This is a genomic window from Anaerococcus lactolyticus ATCC 51172, from assembly GCF_000156575.1.
Taxonomy (GTDB): Bacteria; Bacillota; Clostridia; order Tissierellales; family Peptoniphilaceae; genus Anaerococcus; species Anaerococcus lactolyticus.
Genome location: NZ_GG666044.1, coordinates 261,815 through 278,886, shown reverse-complemented (window position 1 = coordinate 278,886; position 17,072 = coordinate 261,815). Strand labels below are relative to the sequence as shown.

The 17,072-nt window shown below is 38.1% G+C and carries 7 protein-coding genes; 6 read left to right on the top strand and 1 reads right to left on the bottom strand.

From position 1 onward, the window contains the following. The first annotated feature begins 212 nt into the window (after nt 1–212). From HMPREF0072_RS01150 to thrB, 4 genes are read left to right on the top strand one after another with little or no spacing between them, the layout of a single operon-like run. Nucleotides 213–1,520 (top strand): aspartate kinase, encoded by a 1,308-nt coding sequence (locus tag HMPREF0072_RS01150; protein WP_004826859.1) that lies wholly within the window; start codon nt 213–215, stop codon nt 1,518–1,520. Nucleotide 1,521: 1 nt separating this feature from the next. Beyond that, a complete protein-coding gene (locus HMPREF0072_RS01145; protein WP_004826858.1) occupies nt 1,522–2,499 on the top strand; it encodes an aspartate-semialdehyde dehydrogenase in 978 nt (325 codons plus the stop codon). Between the two features lies 1 nt (nt 2,500). After that, nucleotides 2,501–3,682, top strand: a complete 1,182-nt coding sequence (locus HMPREF0072_RS01140; protein WP_004826857.1) for a homoserine dehydrogenase — start codon at nt 2,501–2,503, stop codon at nt 3,680–3,682. Beyond that, a complete protein-coding gene (gene thrB, locus HMPREF0072_RS01135) occupies nt 3,679–5,973 on the top strand; it encodes a homoserine kinase (protein WP_004826856.1) in 2,295 nt (764 codons plus the stop codon). Before HMPREF0072_RS01140 ends, thrB begins: the two co-directional genes overlap by 4 nt. A 35-nt stretch (nt 5,974–6,008) precedes the next feature. Here the strand turns inward: thrB and HMPREF0072_RS01130 are convergent, their stop codons facing one another. After that, complete coding sequence (locus HMPREF0072_RS01130; RefSeq protein WP_004826855.1) at nt 6,009–6,491, bottom strand: hypothetical protein; 483 nt, start codon at nt 6,489–6,491, stop codon at nt 6,009–6,011. 302 nt (nt 6,492–6,793) lie between these two features. Here HMPREF0072_RS01130 and HMPREF0072_RS01125 point away from each other — a divergent pair, with 302 nt between their 5' ends. Then, entirely contained in the window at nt 6,794–12,283 is a 5,490-nt protein-coding gene (locus HMPREF0072_RS01125) for a hypothetical protein (RefSeq protein WP_039930933.1), read from the top strand. A 53-nt stretch (nt 12,284–12,336) separates the two neighbouring features. Then, the coding region (locus tag HMPREF0072_RS12115) for a hypothetical protein (protein ID WP_004826853.1) at nt 12,337–17,072 on the top strand (4,736 nt) is incomplete at its 3' end.

The window sequence follows — 17,072 nt, the reverse complement described above, 5'->3', positions numbered from 1 at the left end:
AATTGAGATAACAGAATTTTTTTCGTAATTTTTATTTATTTTCCAACACCCCATACGTTCTTATCTATTTAATGTAGTTTTCATTTAATTGACAACAGTGCTAAATTAACGTATAGTTTTTAAAATTGCTCATAAGATTTCTGCCAGCATATGGCAATCTTTAAAAAATATTCGCCACAGGCGATTTAATATTAATTCAAAAGGGGAAGAAGATGAAAGTTGCTAAATTTGGAGGAAGTTCACTAGCTGATGCTGTCCAACTAAAAAAAGTTAGGGATATTATTTTTGCAGACGATGCTCGTAGGTATATCGTTGTTTCTGCGCCTGGAAAGGGTGTTAATAATAACCACAAGGTCACAGACCTGCTTGCCATGTGCCACCAGCTAAGTAACCATGACCTAAATTTTAATGAAGTTTACAAGATCATCGAGGATGTTTATAAAAATATTGTTGATGATCTTTCTTTGCTTATAGACATTGACAAAATCCTTGCCGAAGTCAAGGAAGAGATAAGCAAGGGGGCTAGCTACGACTTTGTCATAAGTCGTGGGGAATATATGAGTGCCCAAGTCCTTGCTTCTTTTATTGGTTATGACTTTGTTGATGCCAAGGATTTGATTGTCTTTACTGACGGGGTTTTGGACCTAAAAAGGTCGCAAGATGCGATTGAAAAAGTCTTAGCCAACCATGAAAAGGCAGTTATTCCAGGATTTTATGGAATGGAAGATGGCAAGGTCAAGACCTTCTCACGAGGTGGATCTGATGTGACAGGCTCTGTTATTGCAGCAGCTCTTGGCGCTGATATGTACGAAAATTTCACAGATGTATCAGGATTTTTGGTTGCCGATCCTAGGATTGTAAAAAATCCTGCCCCAATCGGCACTATTACCTACAAGGAACTCAGAGAGCTCTCCTACATGGGAGCCAACGTCCTCCACGAAGAGGCAATCTTCCCACTTAGGGATAAAAATATCCCGATAAATATTAAAAATACCAACAAACCAGACAAGCCAGGCACCCTTATCTTATCCAAGTGTGACATCAAAAATAAAAATATCCTAACAGGTATAACTGGCAAAAAAGATTTCACAGTTATCAACCTAGAAAAAGTGAATATGAACAGTGAAAAGGACTTTTTTAGAAAGCTAACCACAGTTTTTGAGTCAAATGATATTTCTATTGAGCACATGCCTTCAAGCATTGACTCGGTTTCTGTCCTCGTGGCAGATTCCTACATCACACCAAAGCTAAACAAGGTCCTTGAGGAACTTAAAATTTACTTAAATGTTGATAGCATCTCTTGGGAAAGAGACATCTCCCTCATCGCAGTTGTGGGCAGGGGCATGATCAAGGAAAAAGGTGTGTCTTCTAGGACTTTTACGGCCCTTGCGAGAGAAGGCGTAAATATCAAGATGATAAGCCAGGGCTCTAGCGAAATAAATATTATAATCGGTGTCGAAACTAAGGATTTTGAAAAAGCAATCCAATCAATTTATGATGAATTCTATAAGGAGGTCTAGGATGAAGGTAAACCTAGCAGTAGTAGGAGCAACAGGACTCGTAGGGTCAATGATGTTAAAAGTCTTAAGTGAAGAAAATTTTCCAATCGATAAGCTTTACTTATTCAGTTCAAAGAAATCTGCCGGCAAAAAAATTGAGTACGCTGGCAAAGAGTACACAGTCGAAGAATTAAAAGAAGACTCTTTTGAGGGAAGGAATATTAAAATCGCACTTTTTTCTGCAGGAGCTTCTGTTAGCGAAAAATTTGCACCCCTTGCAGCCAAGGCTGGTGTCACAGTTGTTGACAATTCTTCTGCCTTCAGGATGGACCCAGAAGTGCCCCTAGTTGTGCCAGAAATAAATCCCGATGACATCAAAACCAACAAGGGCATCATCGCAAACCCAAATTGTTCTACTATCCAATCAGTCCTTCCCCTAAAGCCAATCCATGATAAATACAAGATCAAAAGGGTAATCTATTCTACCTACCAATCTGTTTCCGGCTCTGGTCTAAAGGGAATTTCAGATTTGGAAAATGGCACAAAGCTCGCCTACAAGTACCCAATCCAAAACAACTGCATCCCTCAAATTGATTCATTTTTGGAAAATGGCTACACCAAGGAAGAAATGAAAATGATTAATGAAACCAAAAAAATTCTTCACGATGATTCCATCCTTGTCACTGCCACTACAGTTCGTGTGCCAGTAAAATTTTCCCACTCCATTTCCATCAATGTTGAAGTGGAAAAGCCTTTCGAAGTTGAAGATGTGAAGAAAATCATAGGAACCTACCCTGGCATGGTCCTACAAGATGATTTGGCAAACGCAATATATCCAATGCCACTGATGGCAGCTGGCAAGAATGAAGTCTTTGTTGGCAGGATTAGGCGTGATTTCACTGTGGCAAATGGCTTAAATCTATGGTCTTGTGCTGACAATATCAGAAAGGGAGCCGCAACCAACGCAGTACAAATTGCAAAAAAATTGCTGGAGGATTGATTTGAAAATTGCCTTAATGGGCTTTGGCACAGTTGGTACAGGTGTCGAAGAGATTTTATACAAAAAAAGAGCGAGGCTTAGGCAAAATAATTTTGACCTAGACCTTGCCTACGCCCTTATAAAGAACAAGGACAAAAAAAGGTCGCCTTTCAAAAAAGACCTTATATTTACAGATGATTTTGAAAAAATATTATCATCAGACGTGGACACAGTAATTGACGTGACATCAAGCTTTGATGAAACTTATGAGCGAATAATAAAGCTAATGAAGGCAGGAAAAAATATTGTAACTGCCAACAAGGCTGTAGTCTCAAAATATTTCGAAAACCTAAATGATCTTGCAAGAGAAAATGGGGTTTACTTCGCCTATGAGGCTGCAGTAGCCGGAGCTATTCCCCTAATCCACCCTCTGATGGAAGAGGCACTTTTTAATGAAATGACCAAGGTCTATGGGATTTTGAACGGGACTTCTAATTATATCCTTTCAAAAATGGAAGAAGAGGGAGCATCCTACGAAAAAGTTTTGAAAAAGGCCCAAGACCTAGGATTTGCAGAGGCAGATCCAACAGCAGATGTGGGTGGTTTTGATGCTATGAGAAAGCTAAGAATCCTATCATCCCTCATCTACAACTCAAAAATCAATGAAGATGCCATCCCTACCTTTGGGATAGGAAATATCAAAAAAACCGACCTAGACTTTGCCAAGGCCATGGGTTACACAATTAGGCTCTTGGCAAAGTCTGAGCTTAGAGATGGAAAGATCAATATCTCAGTCATCCCTAGTTTTTTAAAGGATGATTTTTTTGCCAAGACCTTTGAAGCAACCAACGCAATCAAGGTTTGGGGCGAAAATTTTTCTGCCTATGAATTTAAGGGGCCAGGAGCAGGCAAACTTGAAACCGCCGATGCAGTAATTCGTGACCTTTTGAGGATTTTATCAAAAAGAGAAATCCCTGCCTTTTATGACGGGGCAAATTCCTATAAGCTAGAAGCCACAAGGTCAAATAAATTTTACCTTAGGACTAGTCTTGTCCCAAAAGCCTTAAAAGACTTGATTGAGGATGAAAAAGTAATAGGAGATGACCATCAAATAATCACCAAAAAAACCGACTTTGAGACCCTAAGACCAATCCTTTCGGCTTTAAGTGATGTGTTTGTCGCAGAAATTGAGGAGGAGCTATGAAATTTTTATCGACAAGAGATTCTCTCTTGAGAATTTCAGCCAGAGAAGCCATCGTAAAGGGCATTTCCGACGATGGGGGACTTTTTGTACCAGAATATTTTCCAACCTTTGACATCAGCGAAAATTTAAACCTAACTTATACCGAGATGGCCCACAAGGTCCTCTCACTTTACCTAACAGATTTTGATAGCGACGAGCTTCTCTACTTGATAGAAAAATCCTACCAGACCTTTGAAGATGAGATTGTAAAAGTAGCATGTCAAAAAGACTACTACCTAGAGCTCTACCATGGCAGGACTTCAGCCTTTAAGGATTTTGCCCTCTGTCTTTTGCCAAATCTTTTGGCCTATGCCAAAAAATCCCTTGGCATCAAGGATAAGACCCTAATCTTAACTGCCACATCTGGAGATACCGGCAAGGCAGCCCTAGAAGGTTTTTATAACACAGAAGCCATCGATATCCTAGTCCTCTACCCAACAGAAGGAGTTAGCGACATCCAAAAGACCCAGATGGACTCGACTGCTTCCCTAAATTCAAAAGTCATAGCTATTGATGGAAACTTTGACGATGCCCAAACAGCAGTCAAAAAAATCTTTAATGATGAGGCGATAAAAAAAGAGTTAAAAAAGAAAAACACCTACCTTTCATCAGCCAACTCTATAAATATCGGCAGGCTCCTCCCACAGATAGTTTATTATTTTTACTCCTATGCGAATTTGGTAAATAATAAGAAAATATCAGTGGGAGATAAACTTTCATTTTGCGTACCAACAGGTAATTTTGGCGACATCTTGGCAGGCTTTTATGCCAAACAAATGGGCCTACCTGTTGACAAGCTAATAATTGCCTCAAATGACAACAATGTATTGACAGACTTCTTCACAACAGGCACCTATGACGCTAACAGAGAGCTCATCAAGACCATCTCTCCATCTATGGACATCCTAGTTTCATCAAACCTCGAAAGACTCATCTATCACAAGTCCTCGGCAGAAGTTGTTAGAGCAAAGATGAGAGATTTGAAAGAAAAGGGAACCTTCACCTTTGCTTGTGATTTTTCCGAATTTTTATCAGGCTACGCCACCAAGGAAGACACCGAACAAACCATAAAAAAAGTCTACCAAGACGAGGGCTACCTGATTGATCCTCACACAAGTGTGGCCAAGGCTGTTGTAGACAAGCTGGGATTATCTAAAGTAGCGATCTTATCAACTGCAAGTCCTTACAAGTTTGCCTCCTCTGTCCTAAAAGCCCTTGGCGAAAATCCAGTAGCTGATGAATTTGAAAATATAAAGACCCTTTATGAGAAAACTCGTGTAAAAATTCCAAGAGAAATTGGAAAATTAAAGGGCAAAAAAATCATCCACAAGACAAAAATCAAAAAAGATGAAATCGCAGACGAAGTTTTAAAATTTGCAGGTCGTGGCAAGAGGATATCAGTCCCAGCCACATCAGCTAACCTAGGCCCTGGGTTTGATGCCCTAGGAGTGGCAGTAGGTCTATATAATACTTGCGAATTTAAACTTACAAATGACGATGAAGGCTTTCGACAAAATTTAAAAGAAAACCTCATCTACCAGGCCTACAAAAAGACCTTTGATACTTATAAGGAAACCCCAAAGCCAATATCCTTTGACCTAGACGCAGACATCCCTATATCAAGAGGCCTCGGTTCATCTGCAGCCTGCATAGTCATGGGCATCATGGCAGCCTTTTTAGTCATGGGAAGGGACATTGACAAAAAAGAAATCCTAAAAATCGCTACAGCCATCGAAGGCCATCCAGACAACGTGGCCCCAGCCATCTTTGGTGGGACGATAGTTTCTATTTTAGAAGATGAGGAAGTCTTTCTTGAAAAAATGGGAATTTCAGACAAATTTAAGTTTTTGGCCCTAATACCAGATTTTAAATTATCAACCAAAGAAGCAAGAGAAGTTTTGCCAGAATTTTACCCAAAGGCTGATGCAGTTTTCAATATTTCGAGAGTAGCTATGTTGGTTTTAGCTTTGCAATCGGGAGATGAAAACAATTTAAAAATTGCCCTTCAAGATAAAATCCACCAACCATATAGGTATAAGCTAATCCCAGAAATAGAAAAAATCGAGCAAATAATAAAAGAATCGGATGTACTTGCTTCCTACCTAAGTGGAGCAGGGTCTACAATAATGCTAGTCTTAAAAGCAGACGATGATATTTCAGAAAAAGCAATAAGAGAAAAATTAGAAATCTTATCCAACTCCTACCAGCTAAAAGCCTTAGCTATCGACAAAAAAGGAGCTTTTATAATCTAAAATAGACGAGGATGACCTCGTCTATTTTCATGCCCTTATCTAGGGTCGTTTAATTTTAAATTTTCTTCAAAACCAGAAGGGTCACCGGCCTTGGCCTTTTCTAGACTATCCTTAAAAGCCTTTCTGGTATTATCATCGCACTTGTCAGGGCCAAGGTAAGGCATGCTGGTAGCTTTTTCAAGTTCCTTTAGAGCCTTCTTAGCCTTCTCTGGATTTGTCTTATAATTATTTAGCCACTCCTCTTGCCAAGCAGCTTCCCAATATTGGCTAGCCCTAGTATTACCATAACCAGCCTCAAAATTCGCATCCTTAACATCATCCAAATGCTCAGGCACCTCATAGCCCTCTGGCCAAGCTAATTTTTTGCAAGAACCAACAAAGTCTTTCTCGGTCTCCTCAAAACTAACCAAATTATCAGATCCAACCTCGACATCAGCCTTAGACTTGCCACATGCACTCATAGCCAAGGCAAGACCAAAAATAAGGGCAGCCTTAGCAAAAATATTAAAATTTTTCATATTATCTCCTTTGTGTATTTTTTTAAGTTAACTTAATTACAAACTAATTATAGCAAGCAAAAAAAATTAATACCATTACAAAGTTTGTAAGTCTCAAAAAAATTTTTAGGGCAAAAAAAGGACAATAATTCACCAAGTTTTTAGAAAAATTAACCAAAAAACCCGAGCTGTAAAATCAACTTGAATATTTACTGCTTTAATTGAAAAAACAAGCCCGAAAATTTGAGAATCTAAAGGCATTGTGATATAATTATGGAGGAATAATGTGCATTGATAAATGTATGAATAATACAGGAGTGATTATGAAAAATAAAAAAATGAAAAGGCGCCTACTAGGATCCCTACTAGCAGTCGCCATGCTAGCACCAAGTACGGGGAATGTACTTGCTGAAACCTATAAGGCTCCAGGTAAAGATGAAATTCTTACAACAGATTGGCAATTAAAAGAGCCAAATTTTAAAGACAAGAACTTTTGGCCTTTAGCTAGAGCCCAATGGTTAACAGAAGTATCTACTTTAGCCGAGCCAATGAAAAACCCAATGATATCCTACGGTGGTTATTTTGTAAGACCAGACGGAAGAACTGTAATCAGACTTGCTATGAGAAAGTTTGATAAAGTCGGTACTGGTGTATGGCATGTCATGCATATGAAACTAGAAGATAGTTTCAACAACAAGGTTGATTGGTCTGATCCTTCTACAGGTATTTATAAGGGAGTATCAGCCGGATCTTCAACAGGTTGGTACAATGACGACCTTAACTACAAGACAATAACAAAATTTCAAGATAAGAGCATTACTGATGTAGGTACAACCAACGTTAAGATGGTAAATATTGCTGATAATGGCAATACAGGAGCAACTGCCGCAACCAACGAAGTACCAATCAACTTGGTTTTAAAACAAGACGAGACTATTAAATCAATAGGTGATGAACCCCTTGTTCAAATAAGGATGTTAGATAGGAGCGAGACCCAAGTTGCTTGTTATACAGACGCTGGAACAGGAAAGGGAAACTATTCTTCATACACCTTCTCAAATGTTATTCCTATCAAACATGACTATGAGCAACATTTATTAAAAGAAATCCGTAATTCTGCTACTACCGATAGGGCCTTCAGAGCTTCAGGTTCAACAGTAGAATTTAATAAAGAAAAGGGCTACATAGAAGTTAGACACAGATATAACAAGGTAGCTATCACAAGTAACGACCTATATGGTAGACACTTAGGTTATAGGCAGACAGTTGATGGAAGATTTTTTGACATATTAAAACCAAGAAAAATAAATGGTGAAGATGTCATAGCCCACGTATTTTCAACATCTAATAATGGACTACCAACTGCAGGAAGACTAGACGCAAACGGCAATCCAACAGTTACAGGTGCTGTTCCTGTATTTGAAAAGAATGTTAACGAGATTCCTGGTACTAACCTTAAATTTATACAAATCGCAGGTCCAGGTTTTGATACATCCTTCCAAGATCAACAAGGTATAAAAACAAATAAAACAAAATTACAACCTCTTGATTCATGGATGGATGGTGTAGAATCTCTTTTAAATAACGGTCAAGGAACTACAGTTCGTTACTATGTAGACCCTAAAAAAGTAGATAAGTTATTTAAAGAAGACGATGGACTACAGTACTTCCCATTCTATTCAGCCATAATCTCAGACAACGAGGCAGGTCAATACAAATATGAATATGAATTAGATCATGATGTCACTTTGAATAGTGGAGATAAAATTTATATAGATTTTAAAACTCCATATGGTGGGGGTATCTTACAAGACGGAGCCAGACCAAGAAATAGAGAAATGCGTATCACAGTTAAAGGTGATGATACAGATTTATTCCTCGCTTCTAACTTTAGACATAATGGTAGCGGAAAGTTTTATGAATACACCGTCCAAAATGGTATGGATATGAAGCTAAAGGCAGGCACAAAACTAACCCTCTACACAAACTATCCAGATGGTGGCGACGCAACAATTTACTTTAACAAGAATAAAGCTAACTCATACAAGGCTTCTTATACATTAGATAAGAGCCCAATCACCTTTGACTGGCAAGCAACATTTTCTGCAGGTGCTGTAGCAACCACCTTCCACAAACCAGATGTTGATGAGATCTTCTTGGAGGATAAAAACATTAGTGGTAGAACTGCTTATAAGAATGCAGAAATTGCTATAAAAGCTGGCGATTCTGTTCAAACAATCATAGCCAAACCAGGAAAAAACAACAGTAATGGCGATACAAGAATTGATGTTGTAGTTAATAAGGTAAAGACAAAGGGTTATGAATTTGATACAAAGCTCCCAGGACTTGAAAAAGATGGCAAAACAGCAAGAACATTTACTATGCCAGAATTAAAGAGGGACATGCCAATCCTATTTACAAATACAAACGTGGAAGTATTGGCAGAAAGTTCAAGACCGGCTGTAGTTGAACAAGTACAAGCCAAGGTAAACTTTGACCTTAATGGAGTAAAATCAAAAGAAAATAAAGATGTAATCGAAAAAATCGCTCCACTAAGTAAAGAATATACAAATTATGTTATTGACAAGCTAGCGGCTGACAAAAAGACTGTAGAACAAGCTAGTGGGGCAGAAAATAAAAACTACAAACCAAGTGGTTTTAACGATGACAATGTTAAAAAAGATCAAAAGACCCCAATAGTTAAGGTGACCGAAAATATTGACGGCAAAAATGTAGACAGAGAGTTTGTTAACGTCCTTAACCACGATGGTAAAACTTATGACAGAGGAAATGCTGATCCTGAGATTGCTAAAAAAGAATTAGCAGCCCTCAAACTAAGACAAATGCCTGATAAATATGATATAGATGTACCACAAGGCAAGAGGTTATTAGGCTGGACTACAGTTAAGCTTGAAGACAAAGAAGAAAATGGCGAAACAATAACAGCAGCTGACCAATTCTACAAACTTCAAGAAGATGGTAAAATCTTAAAAGATGTGAAAGATTGGGAAAAGGTAGACAATAATACTGAAACATTTGTCTTTGATGAAAAATCACCAATAGATAAAAATAGAACTGTTTATGCAGTTTATGGCGACGGAATCAATATTATCCTTCACTCAAACAACACAGCTGACCCTAAGGATGAAGTTATCTATAAGGTTCCTGTAACAGTAGATGACCTTGATAGGACAAACAATATCTTAGATGCAACTACAGCTGCAACATATAAGGACAAAAAAGGTAAGTTGGTTATTAAACAACTACCAAAAGTGCCTTACACAAGTGAAGCTGATGATGTAAATAAAATTACTGATAGCAAGCTAAAGAAATTCTTTAAGAAAGGCACTGACCAAGATCCAGATAAGCAATACACCTTTATAGGCTGGACCTTTGGTTCATATCAAAATGGATCTTTAACAAGACCTGATACTAATAACTTTATTGCAGGTTCTGCAAACGAAAGAGTAGGCGAGTTAGAAGCCGGCTTAGTAGCAAATGGCACAAAAAGAATTCCACTAAAAACTGAGTGGATTGATGGCCTAAAGAAGAATACAACAGCATACTATGTACCAAATGGCTTCAACCTTGCAATAGCTCCTGAAGATGTTTTAGATGGTAACGATGTGGATAATACTAAAACCCTAATCAAAGAAGCATTTGAAAAAGGAAAAGATGTCCACCTATATGCAAACTACAGACCATACTATGACATAACAGTTAAGGCATCCTACAAAGACATTGACCTCACAGGTTATGACGAAGCACAAAAGAAGTTTGGTGAGTACAAAGCCCTTGCCGATGCTAACAAGAAAAAACCGGCTAATATTGGTCTATTAACCAGAACTGCAGTTACACCTTACGGCAAGCCAACAGTTCACCAAAACGCCAACTACTACCCATTCAAGGGAGGACTAAAGGCATGGGACGGAACAGACCAAGATTTTAAATGGAGCCTACCAGGCTTTGATGAATTGGGTCAAAGAAAGTCTTATGTATCAGTAGTAGTTACAGACGACCTAAAAGATAAATACAAAGACTTTTCAGTTCCTAACTGGGGAACCCTAGGTTTAAAGACCTTCCTTAGATTAAATAATGCTGACGGATCAGTATATGTTGACGATAAGGCACCTAAGAACCTCCACCATGATGCGGGCAACCCTTATGGCGACCCAGTAGCAAAGAGCCAGGCCTTCAATATAGGAGTTGATGCCTACAGCTCTGCAACATCAAGAAATGCAGAAACCGTAAGAAGAAGCTCTGGAAGAGAAGTAGTAGGTTATACAATTTGGAATACATCAACACCTATTGACATACCAAAACCAGCTATTGATAACGTCTTTGACACAGATAAGACTATCAAACTTAAATGGAGCGAAGCCGAAAAAACAGCAGGAATCGAAAAGATTAAGCTTGCTATAGCAGGTGGCTCAGAAATAGTCCTTGTAAAACAAGATGATGGAACATACACTGGCGGCGGCTTAACTGCAAAAGTAGGCGAAGGCAAGTATGCCGACAGACTAATTGTAGGTGAGTTTAAAGATGGTAACACTTTAAGCGATAAGGCAGGCGAGAAAATTATTGCAAAATATGCTGTAAAGAAAGCCACTCTTGAAAAAGACGGTGACGAAGGCGAAATCGACATCAACAAGAGAGGTACAGCTGCACCAGTCTATGGTATTAGCCAAGTTGACAATGTAGAAGAAGGCACAGGCGAAAACAAAATTATCAAACCTGTAATTAAATTTGATATACCAAACCCAGCTCTTAACAAACCAGCAGTTGGTAATAAGACTGAAAAATATGATTGGGCTGAAAGATTCTGGACTGACGAAGAATGGGACAAGGTTGAGTCAAAATTCACACAAAAGAAAACTGATACTCAAGCAGGAGACTACACAGAGGATTGGAACGGTTCCGAATATATTGCTCAAAAGTGGAATGGTAGCGCATGGGTTAACATAGCAGACACATCTAAGTACACTATGCAAGGAAAGGATAAGCTTGGAGACGCCAAGACCATAGTCCTTGAACCAAAATCTGACACTAATCCAAACGGTGTTGAAGACGGGGACATAGTGAGAATTGTCTCTAGACAAGCAGGACTACACACAAGTGCTTCAACTCAAACTATGGATACTTTGGGAGCAATCACAGGAAAATTCACAGACGAATTAAACAATAAACCAATAGATAAAAATAGACGCTATGTGATTATCGACTTAAGAGCACCGGCTCCAACTGTGAAAACAGAGGACGAAAAGTTTAGAAGATATATTGACGTTACAGGTACTCTTGACGAAGTAACCAAGGGCAGGAAGATAACACTTGAAGTTAATTACAAAGATGGCACAACAGAAACATTCACACCAGAAGTAAAAGTTGTAAATGATGAGGTAAAACTAAAAGACTTCTTAAGCACAATAGTTCGTAAGGGCGATACACCTGACATCACAATTGTTGCAGAAGATGAATTTGGTAATACAAAGAGATACAAGGTGAACTACAAACCAACTCTTGTCTGCAATGCCTATGTAAAAGACTTCTATGTAAGAAGTAGGAGATTGTCAGCAACTTCTGATATGGACGGAGTGACAGTAAAAGTCGTAGTTTATAAAGGTATGGAAGAAGTAGCAACAGGTCAGGCTACAGTTCAAACAAAAGAACAATATGTTCCACTTGATTTAAAACAGAAAGCTGATTCAACTAAAAACTACAGACTAAAGAAAGGCGACATCATCAGAGTAAATTCTGAAAAGGATGCACCTGAAGGAAAATATACATCAAATACCTTTGATATATTTGTAGAATAATTATTTAATGCCAAGGCTCTTTGAGCCTTTGGCGAAATAATGAAGGAGAAATTATGAAAATAAAAAGTAATAGGCTTTTGTCATTCCTACTTGCTTTCCTAATGTTCTTCCCAGTGTTCGGTGCTTTGCTAGCAACAGCAAAACCTGCCCTAGCATCATCAGAAGACCTAAAGGGTGAAGTAAGAGGAAGCCAAAAAGTATTTACTATCGATAAAGAAAAAATTGAAAATATTGCCATTAATACTCAAGCAAAGAAAACTTTGAGACGCTCACGCCGTTCGCTATTTTCAGATAGGGCGCCTAGCACACAGGATGCAAATACAATCGTCAATCTTACAACTAAAGGTTTAAATAATGGAAATTTTGATTGGAAAGTATTTAATAATAGTGAATTTAAGGTAACTCTTGGTTATACCGATAATAGTAACAAATTTGTAGAAGTTGGAGAGATGACCTTTAGCGAAGGACAAACTAAAATTACAAATTATAGTGATTGGCCTTTGTATGCTGCAAATGCAAAAGGATTTCAATTAAAGACAGACTTTAATGGAAATTACGATGTTAGGGCGACATATGTATCACCAAGTACAAAACCAAATAATAATGTACTTGAACTTAATCTAACAGTTTATGAACTTCCAAACACAGATTTAAAGGTTGAATATCTTGATATCTATGGAAAGAAATTAGCAAAAGATTTACCAGTAGCTACTGACACAGCACCAAAACTAAAATTAAACCTTGGTGATGGAGTTGAGTTTGACCTTCCAAAGGCTGATAAAGTAATAAATTTAAGAGATTTAGATAAGGTTGAGGAAGATATAGATTCTGATACAGCTGATAATTTATCTGAGGCTTTAACAACTGATAACCTAAATGCTGTAGAAAAATTAAGCTTTACAATAAATGATGCGATATCAGGCGATTACACTTTTGGTGGTGGAGCATCAGCTAAAAACTATAAATATAAGATTCACCACGTAAAACATGAAAAAAATGGACAAGCGCATGATTACCAACCTGTTGTAAGTCTTACCTACCAAGCAGATGTAGCAATCCCACCAATGAAAGACGATGATCCAACTCAGCCTGTAGATGTTCCAGATGGCTACTATCGTTTGACATTTAACGCAGACGAAAAAGTAGAAGAAGGCAAAACACAAACCTTAGGTCGTTTTGACAGCGAAGGAACAAAGAAAAAATATATCGACGTAAAGCAAGGGCTTAAATACGGTAATGCTAAATTAAAAGCAGAAATAGACAAACTAAAACCATACGCCCTAGATGATAAAGATAATAAAAACGATGCAAAACCATTCTTAAAATGGAATCCAGAAATCCCTGCAGATACAGAGGGTATAGGAACTAAAGAATACAACGCAAAATATAAAACCACAGCAGATTTGATCAAAGAACTTGGTGGTCTTAAGGGTGTGGACTTTGGTGTTTGGAAAGGCACAAGCACAGAAGGCGACTTCTGGAAGAAGGGTGTTGCTGCAAACACAACTGTTGCTGAAAATAAAGCAAAAATTGATGATGCTTTAGCAGGTGCTAAAGTTGAAGACACAACAAACCCAGCAAGAACAACAACTGAAAAAGGGGAGAAAAAGGGAACCCTAAAGGTAACCTTCAAGGACGGTTCGGTTTATGTTGTAAAAGAAAATGGAGCAACAGAAGCTGAAAAGACAAACATCGCTCAAACCCTCCATGTCTATGATAAAGGTGACAAGAAACCCGATCCACAACCAGGTGGAGGAGAAACTCCAGTCCCAGAAGGAACAATCTTTGTAGAATTTAAAAGAGATGAAACATCAATCAAAAAAGATGGTTTTGAAAACCTGAAACCTCTAATGTACGCTGCTGGCGATACAGTGGATAGTGAGAAATTCCCAAAAGCTAAACCAGAAACAGGCTATCAAACAGTAACCTGGACACCAGCAAAAGATACTGTATTAAGCACAACAAACCAAGCTTACAAAGAAGCAACCAAGACCTTCACCTTCAAAGCAAGCGCTACAAAGAAAAATGCTAAGCAATTAATTGAAGATGCAGGTGGTCTAAAACCAGTAGACATTTCTATCTGGAGTGGTGATACAATCACTTGGTCAAAGGGTGTGGCTATTAATTATGACCAGACAAAGACTTTCACACAAGATCAAAAGACTGAATTAGAAAATTTATTGAAAAATGCGACAGTAACAGACGCTACCACACCAGCAAGGTCTAATACAACCTTAGGCAAACAAACAGGTACATTAAAGGTAAAATTTGCAGATGATACAACAGAAAATCCATCTGTAATTGAAGTTGAAAACCAAAACCTTTATGTAAGAAAAAATAAAGAAGAAATCAATGACGATAACAAAGATTTCCCAGTTCCAAAAGACGAAGATGGAAATCCAACAGGTTTTAATGTTATCTTCAAACTTGGTGAGGGTACAAAACTAGGAGACACAAAGGGAAATAAAGCAACTCCAGTAACAGTAAAGACAATCCTAGTTAAGAAAGATGAGACATTAGATGTTGCCAGAGATTATCCTCAAGCTGAACCAGATGAAGGATATAAACAACCAGTAACATGGTCGCCAGAGAATAAGAAAATCACAGCAGAAACAACCTACACTGCGACTGCAACAAATGCGAAATTTGATAAAACAAATATTGCAAAGATTGAAATAACTAAAGACCCTGATACAATGACCTACACAGAAGGGGATAAGCCTAAACATGACGGTATCAAGGTTAAGCTTACAGATAAGAATGGAAATACTGTTGAGATTGGTAAAGATAAGCTAAATGAGTACGGCGTTACTGTTACACCAAGCGAAGATACACCTTTAACAATTGCAAACCACAACGGTCACCCATTCACAGCAAAGGTAAGTGGCAAGGATGACCAAGGTCAAGATAAAGAATTAACAGCGAATACAAGAACAAATATCACCGTTAATCCAAAGAAATCAGACAAGGATGTAATCCCATACGTTCCAAAGGATAAGGAAAATCCAACCAATCCTGATGATGATAATGTTCCGAAAAAAGATGGTGACGGACATACAATCGACAAGACCCAATATGACATCATAGCCTTCAAGGTTGCAGACGATGACAAAACAAAGGGAAGCTTAACACTTGATGACAAGACAAACCAACAAGTTATCTCAGTCCTAGTTAAAAAAGGAAGTACTTGGGCAAAGGTAAGTGCACCAACAATAAATGTAAATGATGCAACTACAACTAAGGCAAATGGCTATAACCCAACAATTCCTGCTAATACAGAAGCCGTAGTAAATGGCAAGGTCTACACTGCTCAATTCATCACAGATGGCCAAGAAATCACACCAGGCACAAAATTACCAGAAGGAACTTTTGAAGTAAAAGTCCTTCGTGATGAGAATAGCATAGCAGATAATGCTCTTTACGGAAAATCTTATGCAGTATTTAAAAATAGCAAATTAGCAAAAGAAAAATTCCCAACACCTGCTGTATTAAATAATAACTTCAAAGATCCAAAATGGAATGTAAATAATCCTTGGGATCAAACTATAACTAAGAATACAGATTTTACAGCAAGCGCAATAAGTGCAAACTTTGATAAGGATAATATAACCTGCATTGAAATAATCCAAGACCCAGCACAGATGACCTACACCGAAGGTGATAAGCCTAAGCATGATGGTATCAAGGTTAAGCTCACAGACAAGAATGGTAATAGTGTTGAGATTGAGAAGAAAGATTTAGGAACTTACGGCGTAACTGTTACACCAAGTGAGAGTACACCACTAACTCAAAATGACCACAACAATAAACCATTCACAGCATCTGTAAATGATAAGAATGGAAGACCATTAACAGCAGAAACACAAGGGAAAATCACTGTTAATCCGAAGAAATCAGACAAGGATGTAATCCCATACGTCCCAAATGATAAGACCAACCCAACCGACCCTAATGACCCCAATATACCAACTACTGATGGTGACGGAAAAACAATCGATAAGTCACAATATGACATCGTAGCTTTCAAGACTGAATCAACAGAAAAGGGAACTTTGTCAAAGGGCAAAGAAACTGACAAAGATGTTATTTCTGTCATGGTTAAGAAAAATTCCAATACAAAATTTGGAGTTGCAAAACCTAGTGTAATAGAAAAAACTGATTACAAGTTATGGTATTGGGACGAAAAAGGTTCACCAAAGACAAAAGTCGAAGATACTGCAGTAGTATCAAATGGACAAGTTTACACAGCCCATTTCATTAAAAATGGCCAAGAAATCAATCCAGGCGACCCTGAATTACCAAAAGACGGAGATGGCAATCCTCTAGTATTTAAGGTTGAGATAATAAAGGGTGAGAATGTAAAAGCTAATGACGGCTATGGCAAGACTCACGCAGTATTCAAAAACTCAACATTACAAGCAGCAGGTGTAACAAAAATAACACCAGAAGCAGTAGCTGATACAGCAACCGAAAAATATGACGTTGCAAAATGGTATAAAAATACTGAAACAACAGAAACAGCTAACCCATGGACTGAAACAATCAAAGCTGATACTAAGTTTACAGCCAAGGCAGCAAAGAAAGCTCAACCACAACCACCAGAAGACAACAATACAGGTGATGATGTAATCCCATACTTGCCAACTGAGGATGTTCCAACTAAGGGTTCAGATAACAAAGATATTCCAGCTACTTACATCACTGTAACCTTTAAGGCAGAAGTAAAAGATGGTACTGCTGCTGGTACAGTAACTGTTAAAGGAAAAACTGGGGCAGTTGTATATGCCAA

Bases quoted from the DNA above. Each gene is read 5' to 3' on its own strand.
- HMPREF0072_RS01145 (WP_004826858.1), top strand. From the start codon at position 1,522: ATGAAGGTAAACCTAGCAGTAGTAGGAGCAACAGGACTCGTAGGGTCA.
- HMPREF0072_RS01125 (WP_039930933.1), top strand. From the start codon at position 6,794: ATGAAAAATAAAAAAATGAAAAGGCGCCTACTAGGATCCCTACTAGCA.
- HMPREF0072_RS01150 (WP_004826859.1), top strand. From the start codon at position 213: ATGAAAGTTGCTAAATTTGGAGGAAGTTCACTAGCTGATGCTGTCCAA.
- HMPREF0072_RS01130 (WP_004826855.1), bottom strand. From the start codon at position 6,491: ATGAAAAATTTTAATATTTTTGCTAAGGCTGCCCTTATTTTTGGTCTT.
- thrB (WP_004826856.1), top strand. From the start codon at position 3,679: ATGAAATTTTTATCGACAAGAGATTCTCTCTTGAGAATTTCAGCCAGA.